The organism is Janthinobacterium sp. NFX145, from assembly GCF_049810325.1.
In the GTDB taxonomy this organism is placed as follows: Bacteria; Pseudomonadota; Gammaproteobacteria; order Burkholderiales; family Burkholderiaceae_D; genus Janthinobacterium; species Janthinobacterium rivuli.
Map to the genome: position 1 here is coordinate 1,866,946 of NZ_CP187360.1, position 25,942 is coordinate 1,892,887.

The window sequence follows — 25,942 nt, forward strand, 5'->3', positions numbered from 1 at the left end:
TGAGTCGGTAGCGTCGCCAGTCTTCAGCCAGCCAGGAGCAGCCATGAACACCAGCAACCGACTCATCATTTTTGACACCACCTTGCGCGACGGCGAGCAATCGCCGGGCGCTTCCATGACGCGCGAGGAAAAGCTGCGCATCGCCAAGCAGCTCGAACGCCTGAAGGTCGACGTGATCGAAGCGGGCTTCGCCGCCGCCTCGCAAGGCGACTTCGAGTCGATACGGGCGATTGCCGGCGCCGTGCGCGAGTCCACCATCTGCTCGCTGTCGCGCGCCAACGACCGCGACATCGCCCGCGCCGCCGAAGCGCTGGCACCTGCCGAGCGCAAGCGCATCCACACGTTTATCGCCACCTCGCCCCTGCACATGCAGATCAAGCTGCGCATGACGCCAGAGCAAGTGCTGACGCAGGCGCAAAACGCCGTGCGCTACGCGCGCCAGTTCACGGACGACATCGAATTCAGCCCCGAAGACGGCAGCCGCTCCGACGAAGATTTTCTGTGCCGCGTGCTGGAAGGCGTGATCGCCGAGGGCGCCACCACCATCAATTTCCCCGATACCGTGGGCTATGCCGTGCCGGAAATCTTTGGCGCCACCATCAAGCGCTTGCGCGAACGCATACCGAACTCCGATAAAGCCATCTGGTCTGTCCATTGTCATAACGACCTGGGCCTGGCGGTGGCCAATTCGCTGGCCGGCGTCATGATCGGCGGCGCGCGGCAGATCGAGTGTACCGTCAATGGCCTCGGCGAGCGGGCCGGCAACACGGCGCTGGAAGAAGTGGTGATGGCGCTGCGCACGCGTGCCGCCTATTACAACCTGACGGTGGGGATCGACACGACGCAGATCGTCGCCGCGTCCAAGATGGTGTCGCAGATCACGGGTTTTGCCGTGCAGCCGAACAAGGCCGTCGTCGGCGCGAACGCCTTTGCGCACGCGTCCGGTATCCACCAGGATGGCATTTTAAAAGCGCGCGAAACGTATGAAATCATGCGCGCCGAAGACGTGGGCTGGACGGCCAACAAGATCGTCCTCGGCAAATTGTCGGGGCGCAATGCCTTCAAGCAGCGCCTGCACGAGCTGGGCATTGCGCTCGAATCCGAGGCGGAAGTCAACGCGGCCTTCCTGCGCTTCAAGGAGCTGGCTGACCGGAAATCCGAGATTTTCGACGAAGACATCATGGCCCTCGTCAGCGAGGAACAGCAGGCGCAGGAGAGTGAGCACTACCGTTTCATTTCCCTGACACAGCAGTCGACGACGGGCGCCGTGCCCCATGCGCGCGTGGAGTTTCTCGTCGGCGGCGTGCAGCGCAGTTGCGAAGGGCAGGGCGACGGCCCCGTCGACGCCACCGTCAACGCCATTGAAAGCGCGGCCGCCAGCGGTGCCGAGCTGGTCTTGTTCTCCGTCAACGCCATCAGCACGGGCACGCAGTCGCAGGGCGAAGTGACGATGCGGCTGTCGCGCGACGGGCGCATCGTCAACGGCGTGGGCGCCGACCCGGATATCATCGTCGCGTCGGCCAAGGCGTATTTCTCGGCATTGAACAAATTACACGCCAAGGATGAGCGGATCGATCCCCAGCCGTGAGGGGGCGCTAACTACCAGAAAAAGCGCCGCTCTTCCTTGGCCGGATCGGGTCCGTTCATCATCATGCGCACGATGCCGTCGTGGTCGAAGTGCACGTGCATCATGGAATCCCACACGCCCGATTCCTTGTAGCGGTAGGACCAGACGTGCAGTTTCGGCAGCGACAGGTAGGAGGTTTCCGTCGGGCGGCCCAGGGTGTGCAGCACGTCTTGCTGCGTCGACACGCCCACCTTGATGCGGGCAAAGCCTGGTGTGTCGAGCACTTGCTCGTAGGAAATCAACTTGTCGTCAGGGCCGAAGCGGGCCATATACGTGTACTGGCCATATGGCCCCGTGGCGTATTCAAGCTCGGGACCGGTGGGCAGTTGATAGATATTGCTTGGCCGCCCCAGGCGCGCTTCCACGGCGGCGCGCGCTTCGCCCGGCTGCGGCGGCGGGACGTTCCAGCTGGCGCAGCCGGCCAGCGCGGCAAACAGCAGCGGTGTTGCTAATTTGAGCAGTTTTTTCATGGTTGACCTCCTGAAATGCAGGAAAACCCTATCATGCACCGAGAAAAGCGCGCACGGCAGGATACAGGCGGGCATTTTTCCGATATACTTGCGCGTCTGGTTGGCAGCATAGGCCAGTATTTTAATAATCGTAGTTCACGGTGGATAGGGTTCAGACTCTGTGCACCGCATGTGAAAGGTTTATCATGACAGTAGAAAACATCAACAAAGCCGCTATCATCGCGGACAACGCACGTGGTCAAAACGACACCGGCTCCCCTGAAGTGCAAGTTGCACTGCTGACAGCTCGCATCAACGAACTGAACGGCCACTTCAAAGCCCACTCGAAAGATCACCACTCCCGCCGCGGCCTGATCATGATGGTCAACCGTCGTAAGAGCCTGTTGTCCTACCTGAAGGCTAAAGACGCTACCCGTTATCGCGACCTGATCGCTAAACTTGGTCTGCGCAAGTAATTTTTGCCGTACAAGGTTTATACAGAAATGCCTGCGCCAGTTCGCTGACGCGGGCATTTTGTCATTTGAATTCCGGATTTATGTCGAGAAGTACAGTATTCTCTACCGATATCATGTTTTAAAAGTAAAGTAGTAAAGGCGGCAACGATGTTTCCGCCGCCTGTGGTGAGGTGAACGACAGCCCCTGAAAATCTGTCGGCAATTAGAAAAGGGATACCCCATGTTTAACAAAGTTACGAAAACCTTCCAGTATGGTCAACACCAAGTGACCCTGGAAACCGGCGAAATCGCACGTCAGGCTTCCGGCGCAGTGCTGGTGTCGATCGAAGATACCGTCGTTCTGGCAACGGTAGTGGCACGCAAAGATGCCAAGCCAGGCCAGGATTTCTTCCCTTTGACGGTTGATTATGTCGAAAAAACCTATGCTGCCGGTAAAATCCCGGGCGGTTTTTTCAAGCGCGAAGGCCGTCCTTCCGAAAAAGAAACACTGACCTCCCGTCTGATCGACCGTCCTATCCGTCCGCTGTTCCCGGAAGGCTACCTGAATGAAGTGCAAGTCATCATTCACGTGCTGTCGGTCAACCCTGAAATCGATCCGGACATCGCCGCCATGATCGGCGCATCGGCCGCCCTGTGCGTATCGGGCGTGCCTTTCAACGGTCCTATCGGCGCCGCGCGCGTCGGTTACGCGAATGGCCAGTACATCCTGAACCCGACCGTTCAGCAACTGAAAACGTCGGAAATGGACCTGGTTGTCGCCGGTACCGAAACGGCCGTGCTGATGGTCGAATCGGAAGCGAAACAGCTGTCCGAAGAAATCATGCTGGGCGCCGTGGTCTTCGGCCACGACCAGATGAAAGTCGTCATCGACGCGATTCACGACCTGGTGCGTGACGGCGGCAAGCCGGAAGTGGAATGGGCGCCTGCGCCGAAAAACGAAGCACTGATCGCCCGCGTCGCGCATTTCGCCAACGCCAAGATCAATGACGCGTATCAAACCAAGGACAAGCAAGAGCGTACGGCCAAGCTGAAAGCAGCGACGTCGGAAGTGATCGCCGACCTGTCGGCCGAAGCGGCTGCCGCCGGCGGCGCGTCCATCGATAGCGCTGAAGTGAACAACATCCTGTTCGACATCGAAGCGAAAATCGTGCGTACGCAAATCCTGGACGGCGAGCCACGCATCGACGGCCGCGACACGCGCACCGTGCGTCCGATCTCGATCCGCACCAGCGTGCTGCCACGCACCCACGGTTCGGCCCTGTTCACGCGCGGCGAAACGCAAGCGCTGGTCGTGGCAACGTTGGGCACCGCCCGCGACAGCCAGAAGATCGATGCGCTGATGGGCGAGTTCACCGATTCGTTCATGCTGCATTACAACATGCCTCCATTCGCCACCGGCGAAACGGGCCGTGTCGGTACGCCTAAACGCCGCGAAATCGGCCACGGCCGCCTGGCCAAGCGCGCGCTGATCGCCGCCCTGCCGGCAGCTGAAGAGTTCAGCTACTCGGTGCGCCTGGTATCGGAAATCACGGAATCGAACGGTTCCTCGTCGATGGCTTCCGTCTGCGGCGGCTGCCTGGCACTGATGGACGCTGGCGTACCGATGAAAGAACACGTGGCAGGTATCGCCATGGGCCTGATCAAGGAAGGCGGCAAGTTTGCCGTGCTGTCCGACATCCTGGGCGACGAAGATCACCTGGGCGACATGGACTTCAAGGTAGCCGGTACCCGCAACGGTATCACGGCGCTGCAGATGGACATCAAGATCATGGGCATCACCAAGGAAATCATGCAAGTGGCACTGGCGCAAGCCAAGGAAGGCCGCGAGCACATCCTGGGCGAAATGCAAAAAGCCATGCCGCACGTCAAAACCGAACTGTCCGATTTCGCACCGCGTCTGATCACCATCAAGATCAACCCGGAAAAAATCCGTGACGTGATCGGCAAGGGCGGCGCCGTGATCCGCGCGCTGACCGAAGAGACGGGCACCCAGATCGACATCAGCGACGAAGGCGTGGTCACCATCGCTTCCGTTGACGCTGCTGCCGGCCAGGAAGCCAAGCGCCGCATCGAAGAACTGACCGCTTCCGTCGAAGTGGGCAAGACCTACGAAGGCACCGTGCTGAAACTGCTGGACTTCGGCGCCATCGTCCAAGTCATGCCAGGCAAGGACGGCCTGCTGCACATCTCGCAGATCGCCAACGAGCGCGTCAACGCCGTGGCCGACTACCTGAAAGAAGGCCAGCTGGTTCGCGTCAAAGTGCTGGAAACGGACGACCGCGGCCGTCTGAAACTGTCGATGAAAGCTGCTGAAGGCAACGAAGCGCCAGCCGCTTAATTTCCTTCAGATTCGCCTGACTGCGGCCTCGGCCGCATGATCAAAACCGCCAGCGCGCAAGCCCTGGCGGTTTTTTTGCGCCTTGTTTGCGCTGTATCGAAGGTGGATGCCGGCGTGTGCATCTGCCTTGATCCAGCGCGTATCGGCCGCCGCCGCGCCTTGTAGATTCGGGAGGGGATATTCCCCTGAACGAGTCTTCCAAGGAGAAGCAGCATGCGCACATTCCGCGGGCTGGCCGCCGCCTTTCTGCTTGCCGTATCGCCCGGTGCCTGGGCGCAGCTGGACAACGCACCGACGCCGGTGCCGCTGCCCATCCCCATCGCAGCCGCGTCCGCGGCCATGCCGGCGCAAGATATCGACGCCTTGCGCGCCGTGCATGCGCGCGAAATCAATGACCTCAGCACCTTCAAGACGGCGGGCTTGCAGCGCGCAGCCATCGATCTCTATCTCGATAGTGGGCCAGGGCAGCAATTCCTGCGCGAGCTGCGCACCGCCGATCCCGCCGCGCCGGCCGAGACGATTTATGCGCGCGCGGTCGAGCAGCTCGCTTCCGGCAGCACCTTGCCCGATGTGCAAGCCATGTCGGCCGCGCTCGTCAAAATCGTGCCGCATGGCCAGAATGTGTCGCCATACTCGCCGTATTTCACCACCAGCGCGCAATTGCAGCTGGCATCCAGCCGCTGCGCCACCCTGGCCGACTGTTTCGGCTTGCCCTTGAAGAGCGAGGCGCCGCTGTATGATGTGTATCAGATCATGCCCAAGGGCACCGTCAACGTGTTTGTCAGTCAGGTGGCGCCGACGCAAGAGTTGGGTGGGCTGGTGCGGCGCAAGGGTGGGGCGCAGCAGTATTTATTACCCAACCGCAGCTTGTGGTCGGCCCCTGTGCTGATCGGTACGATCAAGAATTGAGGAGCGATGATGGATCAACAGAGCCTGCAAGCCCGCGCCGCCGAGCTGGAGCAAGTGCTGGGGCGCCTGGCGGGCGCCGATACGGAAGTGGCCGACCTGCGCAGCGCGCTCGAGCCGCTGCTGGCCCTGGCGGGCAGCGGGGGCTTGAGCGCGCCGCTGCCATGGGGCGATATCCCTGGCGGGCGCTACTTTAACGAAGGCAGTCTGCGCCGCTACCCCGAGCTGGAGCAGGCATTTGCCCGCTTCCGCATTGAGGCCACGGGTGGCGACTCGCCGGCCCTGCGCAAGCTGCGCGGCGAGACTTGATTTATATATGGTATCAATTGTTGTTTATGGGTAATTGACTGTCAGTATTGCTTGACGACAAAATCTTATTCCCCGACCATGGTGCATCCCTCCCGATTTCCCCTTTTTTTTATTGGATGCACCATGTTGTCCTCCCTTAAGGCGCGGCTGATCGCCATCGCCGTTTCCATCGTCGTGCTGGCCATGCTGGCCGTCGCCATCGCCAATTTCTTTACCACGCGCTCCAGCACCCTGGCCGCGCTCGACACGCAGATGCTGCAGTTGTCGCACAGCCACGCGCAAGCCATCGCCGAATGGCTGCGTTCCAAGCAAGCCGTCGTGGGCTCGCTCAAGCAGGGCGCCACGGCGGCCGACCCGCTGCCTGCCCTCAAGGCGGCCGAGCAGGCCGGTACCTTCGACATGGCGTATATCGGCTTTGCCGACAAGCACGCCGTCTTTTCGCAAGAACGCAAGCGCGCCGCCGACTATGATCCCACGGCGCGCCCCTGGTACAAGCTGGCGTCCGAAGTGGGCGGCCCCATCATCACGGCGCCCTACATCGGCGCCAGCACGGGCAAGCTGGTGGTGACGTTTGCCGAGCCGCTGGGCGGCAAGGGCAGCGTGACGGGCGTGATGGCGGCCGACGTGATGATGGATGCGGTGGTGCAAAACGTCGCCTCGATCAAGCCGACGGCGTCCAGCTACGCCTTCCTCGTCGATGGCGGCGGCAAGATCATCGCCCACCCTGACGGCAAGCTGACCTTGAAGCCCCTGGCCGAACTGGACCCTGGCCTGAGCGCGCAGGCGCTGGCCGATATCGAAAAGAGCGGCGATGGCGCCGCCATTCGACTCGGTGAACGTAACGGCATCTTGCATGTAAGTAAAGTGCCGGGCAGCGACTGGCTGCTGGCTACCGTGCTCGACCGCGCTGAAGCGACGCAAGCCCTGAGTTCCATGCTGCGCGCCTCGGCCCTGACGGCCTTGCTGGTGCTGGCCCTGGCCGCCACGGTATTGAGCGTGCTGGTGGCGCGCGCCTTGCGCCGCCTGGGCCTGGTGCGCGATGCGATGGAAGCGATCGCCACGGGCGACGGCGACCTGACCAGCCGCCTCGATGCGGAAGGCTCGGACGAACTGGCGCAGATCGCCAAGGCGTTTAACTTGTTCGTTGAAAAGATCGCCACCGTGCTGGTGCAGATCCGCAGCATCAGCACCCTGGTGCGCAGCGAGTCGGCCGATATTGCCGCCGGTAATGCCGACCTGTCTTCGCGCACGGAAGCGCAGGCGGGCGCGCTGGAAGAAACGGCCAGCTCGATGGATGAGCTGACGTCGACCGTCAAGCAGAATGCGGAAAACGCGCACGCGGCCAATGAGCTGGCTGTGTCTGCCTCGGAAGTGGCGGCCAAGGGCGGCCGCGTGGTGCAGCAGGTGGTGGGCACCATGGCCGGTATCCAGGAAAGCTCGCGCAAGATCGTCGACATCATCGGCGTGATCGACGGCATCGCTTTCCAGACGAATATCCTGGCCTTGAACGCAGCCGTCGAGGCGGCGCGCGCGGGCGAGCAGGGCAGGGGCTTTGCCGTGGTGGCGTCCGAAGTGCGCAACCTGGCGCAACGCTCCGCCGGCGCGGCGAAGGAAATCAAGGAGTTGATTGGCGATTCGGTGGAGAAGGTCGATGCGGGCGGGCGCCTTGTGGATGAGGCGGGCCAGACCATGGATCAGGTGGTGGCGTCGGTGCAGCAATTGACGACCATCATGAGCGAGATCACGGTGGCCAGCCGCGAACAGAGCGCCGGCATCGGCGAGATCAATACGGCCGTCACGCACATGGATACCATGACACAGCAAAACGCTGCCCTCGTCGAGCAAGCGGCCGCCGCCGCGGAAAGCCTGCAGGAGCAGGCCGTGGACCTGGCGCAAGCCGTCGGCATGTTCCGCCTGGGCGATGCGCCTGCTGCGGCATCCTCGCCCGTGACGCGCCTCAAGGCGACGCCAGCCGTTCGTGCCCTTGCGCCGCGTGCGCCGGTCCGCGCGCCGTCGCCGAGCAAGCCTGTCAAGGCGGCCAAGTCCGGCGCCGACGAGTGGGAAGAGTTTTAAGAAGACGGGTAGCGATCTGCGCGTTCATCCGCGTTTTTGTCAGGCCAGCCTGCCAAAAGCGCAGTTCGTCGCAATCGGCGTGTCTGCCGGGGGCGGTATGGCTATAGTCACACCATACCGCAAGCCCACTGCCAGACACCCGAGGAGATTCACATGAACGTCGCTAAAAACATGGAAGTCATCGCCGTTGCCGCCGCCATCCTGCTCGGCGCCAGCTGCTACACCATCGCCCCGGCCCTGCAAGTGGCCAGCTCCACCGTCACCCTGGCCGCGCCAGCGGACAAGGCTGCCATGCACGTGGTGGTGGTCAAGGCCAAGCGCCTGAGCGCTACCGAAAAAGCCCGTTTCGCATAATTGATTGTCAGCAATTTTTGCTGCTGCTACAGTGGTAGCCAATGGCAATGCGCGCGAACCCCACGAGGGTGCCGCGACACATAAAAACAAGATACCGAGGATGCTCTACATGAAAAAGACACTGCAACTGGCGCTGCTGTTCCTGGCGACGTTGGGCCTGGTGCGCGGCGCGGCCGCCGAGACCCGCCTGCTGGAAATGCGCAACGTCGACGCCCGCGTGGTGCGCGTCAAGCTCGATGGCGTGATGGAAGTGCGCATTCGCCAGGGCAACGTGGCGTCCTTGAGCATCACGGCCGACAAGCGCTACATCGCCGATGTCAGCACGGCGCAAAGCGGCGATACCCTGCACATCGAAACGGAAGTGCGTGGCTTCAAGATCGGCCCCTCGTCGATCCGCGCCGACCTGGTCCTGCCGAACTTGCGCGAACTCAGTTCGGAAGGCTTCGGCAGCACGGACATCACGGGTTTCAAGGGCGAGGAACTGACCCTGTCGCTGGAAGGGGCGGGCAGCATCAAGCTGGTGGGCGACTACCGCAAGCTGAATGCCAGCCTGGGCGGCGTGGGCAGCATGCAAATATGGATAGGCAACAATGAGCGGGCCGAACTGGACTTGCAGGGCGCCGGCTCGGTGGTGCTGGGCGGACGCGGGCGCATCCTGAAAGCCAGCCTTGGCGGCCTGGGCAGCCTGAATGCGCAGCAATTCGAAGCCGATGCCGTCAACCTGGAATTGAGCGGCCTCGGCAACGCCACGGTGAACGCCCATACGAATGCCAAGCTGAACTTGAGCGGACTCGGTTCGGTGGTGGTGTATGGCAAGCCGGTCAACCGCGATGTCAGCGTCGAGGGCCTGGGCAAAGTCAGCTGGAAGTAAAAGCATCCTGCCGCAGGCCTTTGGCAGGACAAGAATAAGTAGTCAGACCACATCCCATTCCGATGAAAAAACTGATCATTACATTACTCATGCTGTTGACGATACAGCTACCCGCGCGGGCTGGCTTCGCCGAAGGCGCCAGCGCCTACAACAACAAGAATTACGCGCTAGCCTACAAGGAAATATTGCCGCTGGCCAAGACCGGCAACGCCGATGCCCAGCATTTGCTGGGCTTGATGTATTACATGGGACGGGGCTTGCCGCAGGACTACAAGCAAGCCATGTTCTGGCACCGCAAGGCGGCCGAGCAGGGCAAGGCCGATGCCCAGTATGTCGTGGGCGCCATGTATTACACGGGCAACGCCGTGCTGCAGGACCATAAACAGGCCGTCGGCTGGTTCCGCAAGGCGGCCGAGCAGAACCATGCCGAGGCACAGCAGGTGCTGGGCCTGATGTACCGCTACCACATGGGCGGCGTGCAGCAGGACAACGTCATCGCCTACATGCTGTGGAACCTGGCGGCGGCGAATGGCAACGCGAATGCGGCCGACCAGCGCGCCGCCGTGGTGCGCAAGATGACGCATGAGCAAGTCGAGGAAGGGCAGGCCCTGTCGGCGAAATGGAAGCCCGGCACGCCGCTGCCGCGCCAGTCGAAGACGGGCGGCGCCTAGGGCGGGAGGCTCCCTGCAAGGGTGGACGGCTTGGCGTACAATCGCCGTTTTCCCTTGAAAGAGTCCCGCCATGCGTGCAGTTGCCATCAGCCAGCCAGGTCCCGCCGACGTTTTACAGATCGTCGAGTCTCCCGTTCCCGCCTTCAAAGCCGGAGAGCTGCTGATCAAGGTGCACGCGGCCGGCATCAACCGTCCCGACGTGCTGCAGCGCCTGGGCAAATATGCGCCGCCACCGGGCGCCTCCGACTTGCCGGGCCTGGAAGTGGCGGGCGAAGTCGTCGATGGCGATTTCAGCAACACTGAATTCAAAAAAGGCGACCTCGTCTGCGCGCTGGTACAGGGCGGCGGCTATGCCGAATACTGCGCCGCGCCCGCCGGCCAGTGTCTGCCCTTGCCGCAAGGCTTGACGGCGCTGGAAAGCGCGTCGCTGCCGGAAAACTTCTTTACCGTCTGGAGCAATGTCTTCGACCGCTGCGCGCTGGCCGACGGTGAAACCTTATTGGTGCAGGGCGGCACGTCCGGCATCGGCGTGACGGCCATTCAATTGGCGGCCGCCCTGGGGCATCGCGTCTTCGCCACAGCGGGCAGCGACGAAAAGGCGCGCGCCTGCGAGGCGCTGGGCGCCGAACGGGGCATCAATTACCGCACGGAAGATTTCGTTGCCGTCGTCAAGGAATTGACCGGTGGCAAGGGTGTCGACGTCATCCTCGACATGGTGGGCGGCGACTACCTGCCGCGCGAGATCAGCTGCCTGGCCGACGACGGCCGCATCGGCCTGATCGCCGTGCAGGGCGGCACCAGGGCGGAACTGGACCTGGGCACCTTGCTGCGCCGCCGCCTGACGGTGACGGGTTCCACCTTGCGTCCCCGTTCCGTGGCCTTCAAGGCGGCCATCGCGAACCATTTGCGCACGACCGTCTGGCCGCTGATCGAGGCGGGCAAGATCAAGCCCGTGATCTATAAAACTTTCCCGTTGGAAAAAGCCAACGAGGCGCATGCCCTGATGGAAGCGAGCACGCACGTGGGCAAGATCATGTTGCAAGTTGTTTGAAACGGGGCACTGCCTGTTTGACCGGCATCGGTGCCGGAGTTAGAATGACGGGTTATTAGAATTTAGGCTACTATGCGTCGCAAACTCGTCGTCGGAAATTGGAAAATGAACGGCAGTCGCACCTCGAACGCGGTGTTATTGTCTGAAATAGTTGCTGGCCTGGCTGCCTCTGGCGCCGCCAGCGCCGTCTGTGTGCCTGCGCCGTATCTGGCGCAGTGCCAGGCGCAATTGGCAGGCACGGCTCTCGGCTGGGGTGCGCAGGATGTGTCCGCACATGCCAGCGGCGCCTACACGGGCGAAATCTCGACCGCCATGCTGCAGGATTTCGGCTGCGGCTATGTGGTGATCGGGCATTCCGAACGCCGCGCCTACCATGGCGAGAGCGATGCGCAAGTGGCGGCCAAGACGGTTGCGGCGCTGGCGGCGGGCATCACGCCTATCGTCTGCATCGGCGAAACGCTGGCGCAGCGCGAAGCGGGCCAGACGGACGCCGTCGTGGCGCAGCAGCTGGGCGCCGTGCTGGCGGCGATTTCCGCCGACGACGTGGCGAAACTGGTGCTGGCCTACGAGCCAGTCTGGGCCATCGGCACGGGCAAGACGGCCACGCCGCAAATGGCGCAGGACGTGCATCAGGTATTGCGCGCCCAGCTGGCGGCAAAGAATGCGGTAGCAGCGACCGGCGTGCAAATCCTGTACGGCGGCAGCATGAAGCCGGAGAACGCAAAAGAATTGATGGCGATGCCGGATATCGATGGCGGTCTGATCGGTGGAGCGGCATTGAAGGCGGCGGATTTCCTGGCGATTATTCACGCCGCTGATTGAATTACTTTAAACTAAGAATGGAATTGCAATGAACATGATGTTCAATCTGGTAGTGGTAGTACAGGTTATTTCGGCATTGTCGATTATCGCGCTGGTGTTGTTGCAGCACGGTAAGGGCGCCGACATGGGCGCCGCCTTCGGTTCGGGCGCCTCGGGCAGCCTGTTCGGTGCGACGGGTTCGTCGAACTTCATGTCGAAATCGACGGGCGTTGCCGCCGCGATCTTCTTCGGCGCCACCCTGGCCCTGTCGCTGATGGCGAATCAGCGCGCCACGACGGTCGGTGGCGGCGTGATGGATAAAGTCGTCAAGCCAGTGCCGGTCACCGGCGCGGGCGCGATCCCGACGACGGTGCCTGCGGCTCCGGCCGCCAGTGCTCCGGCAGCGGCGGCACCGGTTGCCAGCACCCCGGCCGGTGCGATTCCTAAGTAATTTTTGTATGAGCTCGATACCTCATCGAGAGTAATTCTCATTACGGGCAGATTATTGCTCAATGTTTCAGCAGCGCGGCAGGAAAAAATCGTGACGCGCTGGAAGATGTAAAAATTTATCGTTTTTATCTGTGTTTTGATGCATTTGTGCATTAACTTTAGCGGCAAAGCAGAGTAGAATACGGGCCTTACCGCCGACGTGGTGAAATTGGTAGACACGCTATCTTGAGGGGGTAGTGGCGCAAGCTGTACGAGTTCGAGTCTCGTCGTCGGCACCAGAAATCAGAAGCCAGCAACGGCGCACGAGCCATGGCTCGTACAAAGTTGCTGGCTTTTTTTACGAGGATGTGTCGTTCGATCCTGGTCTTAGCTTTGATTGGGGTCGTGCGTTAGATACGCTGCAAATGATCGCAGCGTCCTCATTTAACCGATCGTTCAATATAAGCTCATCAATCGTGAACCTCGAAAATTACTTCCCCGTCCTGCTGTTCATTATTATCGGCCTTGGTGTCGGTATCGCTCCCCAGCTCCTGGGGCGCCTGTTAGGCCCTAACAAGCCTGACGCAGCAAAACTCTCCCCGTACGAATGTGGCTTTGAAGCATTCGAAGACGCGCGCATGAAATTTGATGTGCGCTACTATCTGGTCGCAATCCTGTTTATTTTGTTCGATCTGGAAACGGCATTCTTTTTCCCATGGGGCGTTGCAATGCGCGACCTGGGCTGGGCCGGTTTCGTCACGATGATGGTGTTCATCGCTGAATTCGTGGTCGGATTTTGGTACATTTGGAAGAAAGGTGCCCTTGACTGGGAATAAGCCATGGCTATTGAAGGCGTATTAAGCGAAGGTTTCATCACCACCTCGGCCGACAAGCTGATCAACTGGGCGCGCACCGGGTCTATGTTCCCGATGACGTTTGGTCTGGCCTGCTGTGCGGTCGAAATGATGCATGTGGGCGCAGCCCGCTACGATATGGACCGTTTCGGCGTCGTGTTTCGTCCGTCGCCGCGTCAGTCCGACGTCATGATCGTTGCCGGCACCCTGTGCAACAAGATGGCGCCGGCCCTGCGCAAGGTCTACGACCAGATGGCGGAGCCACGCTGGGTCATCTCGATGGGTTCCTGCGCCAATGGCGGCGGGTACTACCATTACTCCTATTCCGTGGTGCGCGGTTGCGACCGCATCGTGCCCGTCGACGTGTATGTGCCTGGCTGTCCTCCGACCGCTGAAGCTTTGCTGTACGGCATCATGCAGTTGCAGAACAAGATCAAGCGTACCAGCACGATCGCACGCTAACCGGGCCGCTTCAGATTATGACAACACATTTAGAAGTATTGCAAAACGCCCTAGGCACTGCCCTGGGCGATCGCGTTAGCACGACGGTTGCACTGGGCGAAGTCACCCTGGTCGTCAAGGCCGAGGATTACCTGGCCGTGATGCTGACCTTGCGCGACGATCCGACCCTGCATTTCGAGCAGCTGCTCGACCTGTGCGGCGTCGACTACTCGACCTATGGCGACGGTAGCTGGGATGGCCTGCGTTTCGCGGCCGTCTCGCACTTGCTGTCGGTTAAGCACAACTGGCGCGTGCGCGTGCGCGTGTTCGCACCGGACGACGACATGCCGCTGCTGCCCTCCGTGGTGAGCATCTGGCGCGCCGTCAACTGGTACGAGCGCGAAGCGTTCGACCTGCTGGGCATCCTCTTCGAAGGCCACAACGACTTGCGCCGCCTGCTGACCGACTACGGTTTCATCGGCCATCCGTTCCGCAAGGATTTCCCCGTCTCCGGCTATGTCGAGATGCGTTACGATCCGGAACAAAAGCGCGTGATTTACCAGCCCGTGACGATCGAGCCGCGGGAAAACGTGCCGCGCGTGATCCGCGAAGAACATTACGGGATGAAATAATGGCTGAGATTAAGAACTACACCCTGAACTTTGGGCCACAGCATCCGGCCGCGCACGGTGTGCTGCGCCTGGTGCTGGAGATGGATGGCGAAGTCATCCAGCGCGCCGACCCGCATATCGGCCTGCTGCACCGCGCCACCGAAAAGCTGGCCGAACAGAAGACCTATTTGCAATCCGTGCCGTACATGGACCGTCTCGACTATGTGTCGATGATGTGCAATGAACATGCGTACGTGATGGCCATCGAAAAGATGCTGGGCCTGGAAGTGCCGCTGCGCGCGCAATACATCCGCGTCATGTTCGACGAGATGACGCGTATCCTGAATCACCTGATGTGGCTCGGTACCCACGCGCTCGACGTTGGCGCCATGGGCCCGTTCCTGTATTGCTTCCGCGACCGCGAAGACTTGTTCGACGCCTACGAGGCAGTGTCGGGCGCGCGCATGCACGCGGCCTACTACCGTCCGGGCGGCGTGTACCGCGACTTGCCGGACGCGATGCCGCAGCACAAGGCCTCGATCATCCGCAACGCCAAGGCGATCGGCAAGCTCAATGAAAACCGCCAGGGTTCTCTGCTGGACTTCATCGAAGACTTCGCGCGCCGTTTCCCGAACTCGGTGGATGAGTACGAAACGCTGTTGACCGATAATCGAATCTGGAAGCAACGGACCGTCGGCATCGGCGTGGTGTCGCCGGAAGATGCGCTGGCCATGGGCTTTACGGGCGCCATGCTGCGCGGCTCGGGCGTGCAGTGGGACTTGCGCAAGAAACAGCCGTACGAAGTGTACGACCTGATGGATTTCGACATTCCTATCGGCACCAACGGCGATTGCTACGACCGCTACCTGGTCCGCGTGGAAGAGCTGCGCCAGTCGAACCGCATCATCAAGCAATGCGTGGAGTGGCTGCGCAACAATGAAGGTCCTGTCATGACCAGCAACCGCAAGGTGGCGCCTCCGGGCCGCGTCGACATGAAGACCAACATGGAGTCCTTGATTCACCACTTCAAGCTGTTTACGGAAGGTTTCCACGTGCCGCCAGGCGAGGCCTACAGCGCCGTGGAACACCCGAAGGGCGAGTTCGGCGTGTACCTGGTGTCCGATGGCGCCAACAAGCCGTACCGCATGAAACTGCGCGCGCCAGACTACGCCCACTTGCAGTCGCTCGACGAAATGGCGCGTGGGCACATGCTTGCCGACGCCGTGACCATCATCGGGACGCAAGACATCGTGTTCGGCAGTATTGACCGCTAAGAGGCAAAAAGTATGTTGTTATCAGAGCAATGCTATAAGAAAATTGACCGCGAGCTGGCCAAGTACCCGGCCGACCAGCGTCAGTCGGCCGTCATGGCCGCGCTGGCCCATGCACAGGATGAACTGGGCTGGCTGGCGCCGGAAACCATGAAGGAACTGGCCGATTACATCGGCATGCCGGCGATTGCCGTGCAGGAAGTGGCCACTTTCTACAATATGTACAACGTGAAACCCGTGGGCAAGCACAAGATCACCGTGTGCACCAACCTGCCATGCGCCCTGTCGGGCGGCGTGCGCGCTGCAGAGTACCTGAAGCAGAAACTGGGCATCGATTTCCGCGAAACCACCGCTGACGGCCAGTTCACCCTGGTTGAAGGCGAGTGCATGGGTGCTTGCGGCGATGCGCCTGTCTTGCTGGTCAGTAATAAAACCATGTGCAGCTGGATGTCGAACGAGAAAATCGACGCCATGCTGGAGGAACTCAAGAAATGACGTCACTCCACAACCGCCATATCGATCCATTGATCCTGAAGGATCTGGATGGCAAGAACTGGCATTTGCAAGATTATGTGAACCGCGGCGGCTACAGCGCCCTGCGGCGTATCCTGGAAGAGAAAATCACGCCGGAACAGATCATCGCCGACCTCAAGGCTTCGTCCTTGCGCGGCCGTGGCGGCGCGGGTTTCCCTACCGGCTTGAAGTGGAGCTTCATGCCGCGCCAGTTCCCGGGCCAGAAATACCTCGTCTGCAATACAGATGAAGGCGAACCGGGCACTTTCAAGGACCGCGACATCATTCGTTACAATCCCCATGCGCTGATCGAAGGCATGGCCATTGGCGCTTATGCGATGGGCATCACCGTGGGCTACAACTATATCCACGGTGAAATCTTCCAGGAATACCTGCGTTTCGAAGAAGCGCTGGAAGAGGCGCGCGCCGCCGGTTTCCTCGGTGACAAGATCATGGGCAGCGAGTTCTCGTTCCAGTTGCACGCGCACCATGGTTATGGCGCCTACATCTGCGGCGAAGAAACGGCCCTGCTCGAATCGCTGGAAGGCAAGAAAGGCCAGCCGCGCTTCAAGCCGCCTTTCCCTGCCTCGTTTGGCCTGTACGGCAAGCCGACGACGATCAACAACACGGAAACCTTCGCGGCCGTGCCATTCGTGCTGAACATCGGTCCAGAGAAATACCTGGCGATGGGCAAGCCGAACAACGGCGGTTCGAAGATCTTCTCGATCTCGGGCGACGTGGAAAAACCGGGCAACTATGAAGTGCCGCTCGGCACCCCGTTTGCGACCCTGCTGGAACTGGCAGGCGGCATGCGCGGTGGCAAAAAGATCAAGGCCGTGATCCCTGGCGGCTCGTCCGCGCCGGTGATCCGCGGCGACATCATGATGCAGACCGACCTGGACTACGACTCGATCGCGAAAGCCGGTTCGATGTTGGGTTCGGGCGCCGTCATCGTGATGGACGAAACACGCTGCATGGTAAAGGCGCTGGAACGCCTGTCCTACTTCTACTTTGAAGAATCGTGCGGCCAGTGTACGCCTTGCCGTGAAGGCACAGGCTGGATGTATCGCATGGTGCACCGCATCGAGCAGGGGCAGGGTCGTCCAGACGACCTGGACATGCTCAACTCGATCGCCGACAACATCCAGGGCCGCACCATTTGCGCGCTGGGCGATGCGGCTGCCATGCCGGTACGGGCCTTCATTAAGAATTTCCGTGAAGAATTTGAATATCATATCGAGCACAAGCATTGCTTAGTGCCCGCATATATCTAAGCTGCGTCAGGTAACGATCACCATGGTTGAAATCGAAATAGACGGCAAAAAAGTCGAAGTCCCTGCTGGTAGCATGGTGATGGACGCCGCCAACAAATTGGGAACCTACATTCCGCACTTCTGCTATCACAAGAAATTGTCGATCGCAGCGAACTGCCGCATGTGCCTGGTCGAAGTGGAAAAGGCGCCCAAGCCTTTGCCCGCTTGTGCGACCCCGGTCAGTGCCGGCATGATCGTGCGCTCCGCCAGCGATAAAGCTGTGCAGGCGCAAAAGTCGGTCATGGAATTCTTGCTGATTAACCACCCGCTCGATTGCCCTATCTGCGATCAGGGCGGCGAATGCCAGTTGCAAGACTTGGCAGTGGGTTACGGCAAGAGCGAATCGCGCTACAAGGAAGACAAGCGCGTCGTCACGCCGAAGGAAGCCGGTCCGCTGGTCTCCATGCAAGAGATGTCGCGTTGCATTCAGTGCACCCGTTGCGTACGCTTTGGCCAGGAAGTGGCCGGCGTGATGGAGCTGGGCATGATCGGCCGCGGCGAACACTCGGAAATCGTGTCCTTCGTCGGCCAGTCCGTCGACTCGGAACTGTCGGGCAACATGATCGACCTGTGCCCGGTTGGCGCACTGACCTCGAAGCCGTTCCGCTACAGCGCCCGTACGTGGGAACTGTCGCGCCGCAAATCGGTCAGCCCGCATGACGGCCTCGGTACGAACCTGATCGTGCAAGTGAAAGCTGGCAAGGTCAAGCGCGTATTGCCGCTGGAAAACGAAGCCGTCAACGAGTGCTGGATCTCGGACAAGGACCGTTTCTCGTACGAAGCGCTGGACAGCGCTGAACGCCTGACTTCCCCGATGCTGAAACAAGGCAACGAGTGGAAAGAAGTCGATTGGCAAACGGCGCTGGAATACGTGGCGCACGGTTTGAAAAACATCAAGCACGAGCATGGCGCTGACGCCATCGCCGCGCTGGCAACACCGCATTCGACCGTCGAAGAGCTGGTACTGCTGCAAAAAGTGGCCAACGGTCTCGGTTCCGAGAACGTCGACTTCCGCCTGCGCCAGACCGACTTCGCGCTGGACGCTGGCGTCAAGCCATGGCTGGGCATGCCGATCAGCGAATTTGGCCAGATCAAGCGCGCCTTCGTCATCGGCTCGTTCCTGCGCAAAGATCACCCATTGCTGGCTACGCGTTTGCGCGCATCCGTCAAGGGCGGCGCCAAGCTGTCGATCCTGCACGCCTCCGACGATGATCAGCTGATCACCATCGCCAACAAGATGATCGTGGCGCCTAGCGATTGGCTGGCGGCCTTGTCGGAAGTGGTCGTCGCTGTTGCTAAAGCGAAAGAAATTACAGCGCCTGCAGGCTTCGAAGCCGTCAATGCTTCGGACGTGGCTGTCGCCATCGCTGCCAGCCTGATGGCTGGCGACAACGGCGCCGTGCTGCTGGGTAACGCGGCAACGCAACACCCGCAAGCGTCGCAACTGCATGCTGCCGCGCAATGGATTGCCGAACAGACGGGCGCCAAGCTCGGTTACCTGACGGAAGCGGCCAACACGGTTGGCGCGCACCTGGTCGCCAAGCCGCGCACCAACGTGCAAGCTGCTTTTGCCGTGCCGAAAAAAGCCTACGTGCTGCTGCACGCCGAGCCGGAACTCGATGCCGCCAATCCACAAGCGGCCCGCGCCGCCTTGGATGGCGCCGACATGGTCGTGGCCATGTCCGCCTTCAAGCACGGCATGGAGTACGCCGATGTCTTGCTGCCGATCGCCCCGTTCGCTGAAACCTCGGGCACCTTCGTGAACTGCGAAGGCCGCGCGCAAAGCTTCAACGGCACCGTGAAACCGCTGGCGGAAACCCGTCCAGCCTGGAAAGTGCTGCGCGTCCTGGGCAACATCCTGGGCCTGGCCGGTTTCGACTATGACACCTCCGAAGCGATCCGCGACGAAGCGTTTGGCGCCGGCGTGACCGATCTGTCGGCACAGCTGAACAACATCGCCAGGAACGCGCCGGAAGCGGCTTCGTACGCACCGGCATCGCCTGCGCTGCAACGCATCGCCGACGTGCCGATCTACTTCGCCGACGCGCTGGTACGCCGCTCCGAACCGCTGCTGCGCACGGTCGATGGCGCCGCGCCGCAAGCGCACCTGTCCCTGACGCTGGCTGAAAAGCTGGGCATCAAGGCGGGCGACAAGGTCAAAGTGGCGCAAGGCTCCGGCAGCGCCATCCTGGTGGCGGCTATTCACGCCGGCCTGCCAGCCAATGTGGTCAAAGTGTCGGCGGCGCATGCCTCGACGGCTGGCCTGGGCGGCATGTTCGGTGACATCACAGTTGAAACAGCAGAGGGGAAAATCTGATGGCTCTGCCTGAATTTGTAAACGTCATCAACAGCAGTGGCCAGGATTTGCTGGGCGGCTCGTGGCCGTTCTTCTGGACCCTGATCAAGATCCTCTGCGTGCTGTTGCCGCTGATGGGCCTGGTTGCCTACCTGACCTTGTGGGAACGCAAGCTGATCGGCTGGATCCAGATCCGCGTCGGCCCGAACCGCGTGGGACCATTGGGCTTGCTGCAGCCGATCGCCGATGCGCTGAAACTCTTGTTCAAAGAGATCATCATCCCGTCCAAGGCCGCCAAAGGCCTGTTCGTCATCGGCCCGATCATGACCATCATGCCGGCCCTGGCCGCCTGGTCGGTCGTGCCGTTCGGTCCGGAAGCCGTGCTGGCCAACGTCAACGCGGGCTTGCTGATGCTGCTGGCGATTACCTCGATGGAAGTCTACGGCATCATCATCGCCGGCTGGGCCTCGAACTCGAAGTACTCGTTCATGGGCGCCATGCGCGCTTCGGCACAGATGATTTCGTATGAAATCCCGATGGGCTTCGTGATGGTCATCGTGCTGATGGTTTCGGGCAGCCTGAACTTCATCGACATCGTCGGCGGCCAGCAAATCGGCTACTTCGCCGACAAGGGCGTGAACTTCCTGTCGTGGAACTGGCTGCCGCTGCTGCCGATGTTCGTCATCTACATGGTGTCGGGCCTGGCTGAAGCCAACCGTCACCCGTTCGACGTCGTCGAAGGCGAGTCGGAAATCGTGGCCGGCCACATGGTCGAGTACTCGGGCATGGCCTACGCCATGTTCATGCTGGCCGAATACGCCAACATGATCCTGATCGGCGCGCTGACTTCGCTCATGTTCCTCGGTGGCTGGTCCGCACCATTTGCTTTCCTCGAGTTCTGGGGTGGTTTCGGCGGCTTCTTCTGGCTGTTCGCGAAAACCTTCTTCATCGTGTCGGTGTTCATCTGGGTGCGCGGTACTTTCCCACGCTACCGTTATGACCAGATCATGCGCCTCGGCTGGAAAGTGTTTATCCCGTTGACGCTGGTCTACCTGGTCTTCGTCGCTGCCTGGATGCAGACATCCTGGAATATTTGGAAGTAAGAGAGTGCATACGAATGGATAAGGTAAAAGATTTCTTCAGCAGCCTCTTATTAGGCGAGCTGATCAAGGGCATGGCGCTGACAGGCAAGTACATGTTTTCGCGCAAGATCACGGTGCAATTCCCGGAAGAGAAGACACCGATCTCGCCGCGTTTCCGTGGCTTGCACGCGCTGCGCCGCTACCCGAACGGCGAGGAACGTTGCATCGCCTGCAAACTGTGCGAAGCGGTTTGCCCGGCGATGGCCATCACGATCGAATCGGAACAGCGTGACGACGGCTCGCGCCGCACCACGCGTTACGATATTGATTTGACCAAGTGCATCTTCTGCGGTTTCTGCGAAGAGTCCTGCCCGGTCGATTCGATCGTCGAGACGCAAATCCTGGAATACCACGGCGAGAAACGCGGGGATTTGTATTACACGAAAGAGATGTTGCTGGCCGTGGGTGATCGTTATGAAAATGACATCGCCGCTGCGCGCGCCGCCGACGCACCTTATCGCTGATGGATGCGCCGTAGCCCTTGGCTGCGGCGCGCCCCTCGTTCATCTGTACGTCTATTGGGTTTTTTATGGACTTTAAAACAATTTTGTTTTACGCCTTCGCGCTGATCTTGATTCTGGCAGCGACGCGCGTCATCACGGCCCGTAATCCGGTCCACGCAGTACTGTTCCTGGTACTGTCCTTCTTCTCCGCAGCGGGCATCTGGATGCTGCTGCAAGCTGAATTCCTGGCCATCGTGCTGGTATTGGTGTACGTCGGCGCCGTGATGGTGCTGTTCCTCTTCGTGGTCATGATGCTCGATATCAATATCGACCGCATGCGCGAAGGCTTCTGGGGCTATCTGCCTTTGTCGGTGACGGTGGGCGTGATCATCGTGCTGGAAATGGCCGCTGTCCTGTGGCACGGTTTCCGCAACTTTGCGCCTAGCATCGCTCCGGTCAACGTCAACCTGGGCGGCACCAAGGAACTGGGTCTGCTGATTTACACGGAATATGTGTTCGCCTTCGAGATCGCCGCCGTCGTGCTGCTGGTGGCCATCGTTGCTGCGGTCGCACTGACCCTGCGCAAACGCAAGGACACCAAGCACTTTGCTCCAGGCGACGCCGTGCGCGTCAAGCGCAACGACCGCCTGAAGATCATCAAGATGGACGCGGTTGTCGAGCGTCCTGCGGCTGAGCCGGAAGTTAAGGAGGCACCATGACATTATCGCTCACACATTTTTTGGTCCTGGGCGCGATCCTGTTCGCAATCTCGATCGTCGGTATTTTCCTGAACCGCAAGAACATCATCGTATTGCTGATGGCAATCGAATTGATGCTGCTGGCGGTGAATATGAATTTCATCGCGTTCTCCCATTTCATGGGCGACGCGGCCGGTCAGATCTTCGTTTTCTTCATCCTGACGGTTGCCGCCGCTGAGTCGGCTATCGGTCTGGCTATTCTGGTGGTGATGTTCCGTAATCTGGATACCATCAACGTCGAAGACCTGGACAGCCTCAAAGGCTGATGTTTTTCAGACTCGATCTCTCGAATAATAACGATTAAGGTTCATCATGGCGGGGCAACTCCTCAACCCTAACCTCCTTCTTGCCGTACCGCTGGCGCCGCTGGCCGGTGCCGCGATTGCAGGTTTGCTTGGCACCCAGTTCCTGGGTAATTTGGTCGGACGCAAGACGTCGCATACCGCGACGATCCTGGGCGTTCTGATTGCACTCATCCTGTCCGTCCACACGCTGCTGGCCGTACTCGATGGCGCGACGTTCAACGGCACCATCTATAACTGGATGACGATCGGCACCCTGAAGATGGAAGTGGGCTTCCAGATCGATTCGCTGTCGGCGATGATGATGTGCGTGGTCACCTTCGTTTCCCTGATGGTGCACATCTACACGATCGGCTACATGAAGGACGACGAAGGCTACAACCGCTTCTTCGCCTACATCTCGCTGTTCACGTTCTCGATGCTGATGCTGGTCATGGCCAACAACTTCCTGCAACTGTTCTTCGGTTGGGAAGCAGTGGGCCTGGTCTCTTACCTCTTGATCGGTTTCTGGTACCAGCGTCCGACGGCCATCGTGGCCAACATGAAGGCGTTCCTGGTCAACCGCGTGGGCGACTTCGGCTTCATCCTGGGCATCGGCCTGCTGCTGGCCTACGCCGGCACCATGAACTACCAGGAAGTGTTCGCCAAGAAAGACGAACTGGCGCTGTTGACGATGCCGGGTACCGACTGGGCCCTGCTGACCGTGGCCTGCATCTGCCTGTTCATCGGCGCGATGGGCAAATCGGCGCAGTTCCCGTTGCACGTGTGGCTGCCTGACTCGATGGAAGGTCCTACCCCGATCTCGGCACTGATTCACGCCGCGACGATGGTGACGGCCGGTATCTTCATGGTCTCGCGCATGTCGCCGCTGTTCGAACTGTCCGACACGGCACTGTCCTTCATCCTGGTGATCGGCTCCATCACGGCGCTGTTCATGGGTTTCCTGGGCATCATCCAGAACGACATCAAGCGCGTCGTCGCTTACTCGACCCTGTCGCAGCTGGGCTACATGACCGTCGCGCTGGGCTCGTCCGCCTACTCCGTGGCCGTGTTCCACCTGATGACGCACGCATTCTTCAAGGCACTGCTGTTCCTGGGCGCCGGTTCCGTCATCATCGGCATGCACCACGACCAGGACATCCGCAACATGGGTGGCCTGCGCAAGTACATGCCTATCACCTGGATCACTTCCCTGATCGGTTCGCTGGCCCTGATCGGCACGCCGCTGTTCTCCGGTTTCTACTCGAAAGACAGCATCATCGAAGCCGTCGAAGCAACGCACATCTGGGGCGCTGGCTTTGCCCAGTTCGCCGTGCTGGCTGGCGTGTTCGTCACCGCCTTCTACTCGTTCCGCATGTACTTCCTCGTCTTCCACGGCAAGGAACGTTTCGGCCAGCCACACGCGCACGGCCACGACGACCATCACGCGCCTGCGGCCAAGCATGATGCCCACGCGCATGACGACCATCACGAAGAGGAAGAGGACGATCACGCGCACCACGGTCTGGAACCTGGCCAGAAGCCGCACGAGTCCCCATTCGTCGTCTGGTTCCCGCTGGTGATGCTGGCGATTCCTTCGCTGATCATCGGTTACCTGACGATCGGCCCGATGCTGCATGGCGATTTCTTCAAGGGCGTGATCTTCGTCGGCGAAAACCATCCAGCAATGGAAGAGTTGTCGCATGAATTCCACGGCGCAATGGCGATGGCGATCCACGGCCTGTCGACGGCACCGTTCTGGCTGGCATTGTCCGGCGTGGTGGCAGCCTACTACTGCTACATGGTCAACCCGCGTGTACCGGCCTGGTTCTTTGCCAAGTTCCACGCGATCCACACCCTGCTGGACAACAAGTACTACATGGACAAGTTCAATGAAGTCGTGTTCGCCGGCGGTGCCCGCTTGCTGGGTAATGGCCTGTGGAACTTCGGTGACAAGAAGCTGATCGATGGCCTGCTGGTCAACGGTAGCGCCAAGGTCGTCGCCTGGCTGTCCTCGCTGTCGCGAGTGCTGCAGACCGGCTACATCTATCACTATGCATTCGTGATGATCCTGGGCGTGCTGGGCTTCCTGATCTATTTCCTGCCATTCTGGCCCGCTAAGTAAGCTGACCTGATAAAAGAATACTGAGAACCATGATGCAGTCTACGATTTCTACACTACCTCCTTACCTGAGTCTGTCGATCTGGGTGCCGATCATTTGCGGCGTCCTGATCCTGGCTCTCGGCCGTGACAGCAAAGCGGGCTTTACCCGCTGGCTGTCGCTGGCTGGCGCCGTGCTCAGCATGCTGTGCACCTTGCCGCTGATCCAGCATTTCGACAACGCCGCACACGGCATGCAATTCGTCGAAAAAGCACCGTGGATAGCAACCTTCAATATCTGGTACTCGCTGGGTATCGACGGCCTGTCCCTGTGGTTCGTGCCACTGACGGCCTTCATCACCGTCATCGTCGTCATTTCGGCGTGGCAAGTGATCGAGAAGCGCATCGCCCAATACATGGGATCGTTTTTGATCCTGTCGGGCCTGATGATCGGCGTGTTCTGCGCGCTGGACGGCTTGCTGTTCTACTTCTTCTTTGAAGCAACCCTGATCCCGATGTTCATCATCATCGGTATCTGGGGCGGCTCGAACCGCGTGTACGCGTCGTTCAAGTTCTTCCTGTACACCTTCTTCGGTTCGCTGCTGACCCTGGTTGCCATCATCTACCTGCGCAATGTGTCGGGCACCTTCGACATCCTGGCCTGGCATGCGTTCAAGCTGACGATGAACGAGCAGATCTTCATCTTCCTGGCCTTCCTGATGGCGTTTGCCGTCAAGGTGCCGATGTTCCCGGTCCACACGTGGTTGCCCGACGTCCACGTGGAAGCGCCTACTGGCGGTTCCGCCGTGCTGGCCGCCATCATGCTGAAACTGGGCGCCTACGGCTTCCTGCGTTTTTCGCTGCCGATCACGCCGGACGCCAGCCACTACCTGTCGGGCTTCATGATCACCCTGTCGCTGATCGCCGTGATCTACATCGGCCTGGTTGCCCTGGTGCAAACCGACATGAAAAAACTGGTCGCCTATTCGTCGATCGCGCACATGGGCTTTGTGACCCTGGGCTTCTTCATGTTCAACGACATCTCGGTGCAGGGCGGTATCGTGCAGATGGTCTCGCACGGCTTCATCTCCGGCGCGATGTTCCTGTGCATCGGCGTGCTGTATGACCGCATGCATACCCGCAACATCGCCGACTACGGCGGCGTGGTGAACCGCATGCCGAAATTTGCCGCCTTCTTCGTGCTGTTCTCGATGGCCAACTGCGGCTTGCCAGCCACGTCCGGCTTCGTCGGCGAATTCATGGTGATCCTGGGCGCGGTGAAATACAACTTCTGGATCGGTCTGCTGGCTGCAACGGCACTGATCTGGGGTGCGGCGTACTCGCTGTGGATGGCCAAGCGCGTGGTGTTCGGCAAGATCAAGAACAAGCATGTGGCCGAACTGACCGACATCAACAAACGTGAATTCTTCATGCTTGCCGTGCTGGCCATCGCCGTGCTCGTGATGGGTCTGTACCCAGCCCCGTTCACCGACACGATGCAAACTTCGGTTGCTGACCTGCTGCAGCATGTCGCCACCAGCAAGTTGCCTTAAATAGAAGACC

General features: G+C 60.3%; 26 protein-coding genes and 1 tRNA gene. 26 read left to right on the top strand and 1 reads right to left on the bottom strand.

Translation table 11 applies throughout. The features are described 5' to 3' along the window. Positions 1-43 precede the first annotated feature (43 nt). Complete coding sequence (locus tag ACPJXG_RS08350; protein WP_176388396.1) at positions 44-1,588, top strand: 2-isopropylmalate synthase; 1,545 nt, start codon at positions 44-46, stop codon at positions 1,586-1,588. 11 nt (positions 1,589-1,599) lie between these two features. Here ACPJXG_RS08350 and bamE read toward each other — a convergent pair whose 3' ends face one another. After that, the gene (bamE, locus tag ACPJXG_RS08355; protein WP_425253931.1) at positions 1,600-2,097 is read right to left on the bottom strand and encodes an outer membrane protein assembly factor BamE domain-containing protein; all 498 of its coding nucleotides are present in this window, start codon (positions 2,095-2,097) and stop codon (positions 1,600-1,602) included. 185 nt (positions 2,098-2,282) lie between these two features. On the opposite strand from bamE, the gene rpsO reads away from it, so the two are divergent. The 25 genes from rpsO to ACPJXG_RS08480 all read left to right on the top strand — a co-directional run bounded on the left by rpsO (position 2,283) and on the right by ACPJXG_RS08480 (position 25,932). Then, positions 2,283-2,552, top strand: coding sequence for a 30S ribosomal protein S15 (rpsO, locus tag ACPJXG_RS08360; protein ID WP_010399743.1), 270 nt, complete (start codon positions 2,283-2,285; stop codon positions 2,550-2,552). 220 nt (positions 2,553-2,772) lie between these two features. Then, positions 2,773-4,890 (top strand): polyribonucleotide nucleotidyltransferase, encoded by a 2,118-nt coding sequence (pnp, locus tag ACPJXG_RS08365; protein WP_010399742.1) that lies wholly within the window; start codon positions 2,773-2,775, stop codon positions 4,888-4,890. Between the two features lie 213 nt (positions 4,891-5,103). After that, positions 5,104-5,799, top strand: coding sequence for a hypothetical protein (locus tag ACPJXG_RS08370; RefSeq protein ID WP_051958864.1), 696 nt, complete (start codon positions 5,104-5,106; stop codon positions 5,797-5,799). 9 nt (positions 5,800-5,808) lie between these two features. Further along, complete coding sequence (locus ACPJXG_RS08375) at positions 5,809-6,105, top strand: hypothetical protein (RefSeq protein ID WP_035827827.1); 297 nt, start codon at positions 5,809-5,811, stop codon at positions 6,103-6,105. Between the two features lie 123 nt (positions 6,106-6,228). Beyond that, the gene (locus ACPJXG_RS08380) at positions 6,229-8,178 is read left to right on the top strand and encodes a methyl-accepting chemotaxis protein (protein ID WP_425253932.1); all 1,950 of its coding nucleotides are present in this window, start codon (positions 6,229-6,231) and stop codon (positions 8,176-8,178) included. A 153-nt stretch (positions 8,179-8,331) separates the two neighbouring features. Further along, positions 8,332-8,532 carry a hypothetical protein gene (locus tag ACPJXG_RS08385; RefSeq protein ID WP_425253933.1) on the top strand — a complete coding sequence of 67 codons (201 nt, stop codon included), beginning with the start codon at positions 8,332-8,334 and terminating at the stop codon, positions 8,530-8,532. Positions 8,533-8,641: 109 nt separating this feature from the next. Beyond that, on the top strand, positions 8,642-9,403 hold the full coding sequence (locus tag ACPJXG_RS08390) for a GIN domain-containing protein (protein ID WP_278316545.1): 762 nt from the start codon (positions 8,642-8,644) through the stop codon (positions 9,401-9,403). A 62-nt stretch (positions 9,404-9,465) separates the two neighbouring features. Beyond that, on the top strand, positions 9,466-10,074 hold the full coding sequence (locus ACPJXG_RS08395; RefSeq protein WP_035820533.1) for a tetratricopeptide repeat protein: 609 nt from the start codon (positions 9,466-9,468) through the stop codon (positions 10,072-10,074). Between the two features lie 70 nt (positions 10,075-10,144). Beyond that, a complete protein-coding gene (locus ACPJXG_RS08400) occupies positions 10,145-11,125 on the top strand; it encodes an NAD(P)H-quinone oxidoreductase (protein ID WP_176388390.1) in 981 nt (326 codons plus the stop codon). Between the two features lie 72 nt (positions 11,126-11,197). Next, a complete protein-coding gene (gene tpiA, locus ACPJXG_RS08405; RefSeq protein WP_081922519.1) occupies positions 11,198-11,947 on the top strand; it encodes a triose-phosphate isomerase in 750 nt (249 codons plus the stop codon). A gap of 28 nt (positions 11,948-11,975) precedes the next feature. Beyond that, entirely contained in the window at positions 11,976-12,377 is a 402-nt protein-coding gene (gene secG, locus ACPJXG_RS08410) for a preprotein translocase subunit SecG (RefSeq protein WP_035820525.1), read from the top strand. Between the two features lie 192 nt (positions 12,378-12,569). Further along, positions 12,570-12,654 (top strand) — tRNA-Leu (locus tag ACPJXG_RS08415). Positions 12,655-12,831: 177 nt separating this feature from the next. After that, positions 12,832-13,191, top strand: a complete 360-nt coding sequence (locus ACPJXG_RS08420) for an NADH-quinone oxidoreductase subunit A (protein WP_010399734.1) — start codon at positions 12,832-12,834, stop codon at positions 13,189-13,191. 3 nt (positions 13,192-13,194) lie between these two features. Continuing rightward, on the top strand, positions 13,195-13,671 hold the full coding sequence (locus ACPJXG_RS08425) for a NuoB/complex I 20 kDa subunit family protein (RefSeq protein ID WP_010399733.1): 477 nt from the start codon (positions 13,195-13,197) through the stop codon (positions 13,669-13,671). Between the two features lie 17 nt (positions 13,672-13,688). Further along, complete coding sequence (locus ACPJXG_RS08430; protein ID WP_425253934.1) at positions 13,689-14,282, top strand: NADH-quinone oxidoreductase subunit C; 594 nt, start codon at positions 13,689-13,691, stop codon at positions 14,280-14,282. After that, complete coding sequence (locus ACPJXG_RS08435; protein ID WP_034749992.1) at positions 14,282-15,535, top strand: NADH-quinone oxidoreductase subunit D; 1,254 nt, start codon at positions 14,282-14,284, stop codon at positions 15,533-15,535. The genes ACPJXG_RS08430 and ACPJXG_RS08435 overlap by 1 nt, the downstream gene beginning before the upstream one ends. A 12-nt stretch (positions 15,536-15,547) precedes the next feature. Next, entirely contained in the window at positions 15,548-16,027 is a 480-nt protein-coding gene (nuoE, locus tag ACPJXG_RS08440) for an NADH-quinone oxidoreductase subunit NuoE (RefSeq protein ID WP_035820520.1), read from the top strand. Then, positions 16,024-17,319, top strand: coding sequence for an NADH-quinone oxidoreductase subunit NuoF (gene nuoF, locus ACPJXG_RS08445; protein ID WP_010399729.1), 1,296 nt, complete (start codon positions 16,024-16,026; stop codon positions 17,317-17,319). The genes nuoE and nuoF overlap by 4 nt, the downstream gene beginning before the upstream one ends. 22 nt (positions 17,320-17,341) lie before the next feature. Next, positions 17,342-19,675 (top strand): NADH-quinone oxidoreductase subunit NuoG, encoded by a 2,334-nt coding sequence (nuoG, locus tag ACPJXG_RS08450; protein WP_425253935.1) that lies wholly within the window; start codon positions 17,342-17,344, stop codon positions 19,673-19,675. Further along, positions 19,675-20,757 (top strand): NADH-quinone oxidoreductase subunit NuoH, encoded by a 1,083-nt coding sequence (nuoH, locus tag ACPJXG_RS08455; RefSeq protein ID WP_035820515.1) that lies wholly within the window; start codon positions 19,675-19,677, stop codon positions 20,755-20,757. Before nuoG ends, nuoH begins: the two co-directional genes overlap by 1 nt. A 14-nt stretch (positions 20,758-20,771) precedes the next feature. Then, positions 20,772-21,260, top strand: a complete 489-nt coding sequence (nuoI, locus tag ACPJXG_RS08460) for an NADH-quinone oxidoreductase subunit NuoI (protein ID WP_010399726.1) — start codon at positions 20,772-20,774, stop codon at positions 21,258-21,260. Between the two features lie 65 nt (positions 21,261-21,325). Further along, positions 21,326-21,958 (top strand): NADH-quinone oxidoreductase subunit J, encoded by a 633-nt coding sequence (locus tag ACPJXG_RS08465; RefSeq protein WP_034749981.1) that lies wholly within the window; start codon positions 21,326-21,328, stop codon positions 21,956-21,958. Beyond that, complete coding sequence (gene nuoK / locus ACPJXG_RS08470; RefSeq protein WP_010399724.1) at positions 21,955-22,263, top strand: NADH-quinone oxidoreductase subunit NuoK; 309 nt, start codon at positions 21,955-21,957, stop codon at positions 22,261-22,263. Before ACPJXG_RS08465 ends, nuoK begins: the two co-directional genes overlap by 4 nt. A gap of 46 nt (positions 22,264-22,309) precedes the next feature. Then, the gene (gene nuoL / locus ACPJXG_RS08475) at positions 22,310-24,403 is read left to right on the top strand and encodes an NADH-quinone oxidoreductase subunit L (protein WP_425253936.1); all 2,094 of its coding nucleotides are present in this window, start codon (positions 22,310-22,312) and stop codon (positions 24,401-24,403) included. Between the two features lie 29 nt (positions 24,404-24,432). Continuing rightward, positions 24,433-25,932 (top strand): NADH-quinone oxidoreductase subunit M, encoded by a 1,500-nt coding sequence (locus ACPJXG_RS08480; RefSeq protein ID WP_035820511.1) that lies wholly within the window; start codon positions 24,433-24,435, stop codon positions 25,930-25,932. Positions 25,933-25,942 lie beyond the last annotated feature (10 nt).

Excerpts from the sequence above, each read along its gene's own strand:
- ACPJXG_RS08350 (WP_176388396.1), top strand. The coding sequence starts at position 44 with ATGAACACCAGCAACCGACTCATCATTTTTGACACCACCTTGCGCGAC.
- bamE (WP_425253931.1), bottom strand. The coding sequence starts at position 2,097 with ATGAAAAAACTGCTCAAATTAGCAACACCGCTGCTGTTTGCCGCGCTG.
- rpsO (WP_010399743.1), top strand. The coding sequence starts at position 2,283 with ATGACAGTAGAAAACATCAACAAAGCCGCTATCATCGCGGACAACGCA.
- pnp (WP_010399742.1), top strand. The coding sequence starts at position 2,773 with ATGTTTAACAAAGTTACGAAAACCTTCCAGTATGGTCAACACCAAGTG.
- ACPJXG_RS08370 (WP_051958864.1), top strand. The coding sequence starts at position 5,104 with ATGCGCACATTCCGCGGGCTGGCCGCCGCCTTTCTGCTTGCCGTATCG.
- ACPJXG_RS08375 (WP_035827827.1), top strand. The coding sequence starts at position 5,809 with ATGGATCAACAGAGCCTGCAAGCCCGCGCCGCCGAGCTGGAGCAAGTG.
- ACPJXG_RS08380 (WP_425253932.1), top strand. The coding sequence starts at position 6,229 with ATGTTGTCCTCCCTTAAGGCGCGGCTGATCGCCATCGCCGTTTCCATC.
- ACPJXG_RS08385 (WP_425253933.1), top strand. The coding sequence starts at position 8,332 with ATGAACGTCGCTAAAAACATGGAAGTCATCGCCGTTGCCGCCGCCATC.
- ACPJXG_RS08390 (WP_278316545.1), top strand. The coding sequence starts at position 8,642 with ATGAAAAAGACACTGCAACTGGCGCTGCTGTTCCTGGCGACGTTGGGC.
- ACPJXG_RS08395 (WP_035820533.1), top strand. The coding sequence starts at position 9,466 with ATGAAAAAACTGATCATTACATTACTCATGCTGTTGACGATACAGCTA.
- ACPJXG_RS08400 (WP_176388390.1), top strand. The coding sequence starts at position 10,145 with ATGCGTGCAGTTGCCATCAGCCAGCCAGGTCCCGCCGACGTTTTACAG.
- tpiA (WP_081922519.1), top strand. The coding sequence starts at position 11,198 with ATGCGTCGCAAACTCGTCGTCGGAAATTGGAAAATGAACGGCAGTCGC.
- secG (WP_035820525.1), top strand. The coding sequence starts at position 11,976 with ATGAACATGATGTTCAATCTGGTAGTGGTAGTACAGGTTATTTCGGCA.
- ACPJXG_RS08425 (WP_010399733.1), top strand. The coding sequence starts at position 13,195 with ATGGCTATTGAAGGCGTATTAAGCGAAGGTTTCATCACCACCTCGGCC.
- ACPJXG_RS08430 (WP_425253934.1), top strand. The coding sequence starts at position 13,689 with ATGACAACACATTTAGAAGTATTGCAAAACGCCCTAGGCACTGCCCTG.
- ACPJXG_RS08435 (WP_034749992.1), top strand. The coding sequence starts at position 14,282 with ATGGCTGAGATTAAGAACTACACCCTGAACTTTGGGCCACAGCATCCG.
- nuoE (WP_035820520.1), top strand. The coding sequence starts at position 15,548 with ATGTTGTTATCAGAGCAATGCTATAAGAAAATTGACCGCGAGCTGGCC.
- nuoF (WP_010399729.1), top strand. The coding sequence starts at position 16,024 with ATGACGTCACTCCACAACCGCCATATCGATCCATTGATCCTGAAGGAT.
- nuoG (WP_425253935.1), top strand. The coding sequence starts at position 17,342 with ATGGTTGAAATCGAAATAGACGGCAAAAAAGTCGAAGTCCCTGCTGGT.
- nuoH (WP_035820515.1), top strand. The coding sequence starts at position 19,675 with ATGGCTCTGCCTGAATTTGTAAACGTCATCAACAGCAGTGGCCAGGAT.
- nuoI (WP_010399726.1), top strand. The coding sequence starts at position 20,772 with ATGGATAAGGTAAAAGATTTCTTCAGCAGCCTCTTATTAGGCGAGCTG.
- ACPJXG_RS08465 (WP_034749981.1), top strand. The coding sequence starts at position 21,326 with ATGGACTTTAAAACAATTTTGTTTTACGCCTTCGCGCTGATCTTGATT.
- nuoK (WP_010399724.1), top strand. The coding sequence starts at position 21,955 with ATGACATTATCGCTCACACATTTTTTGGTCCTGGGCGCGATCCTGTTC.
- nuoL (WP_425253936.1), top strand. The coding sequence starts at position 22,310 with ATGGCGGGGCAACTCCTCAACCCTAACCTCCTTCTTGCCGTACCGCTG.
- ACPJXG_RS08480 (WP_035820511.1), top strand. The coding sequence starts at position 24,433 with ATGATGCAGTCTACGATTTCTACACTACCTCCTTACCTGAGTCTGTCG.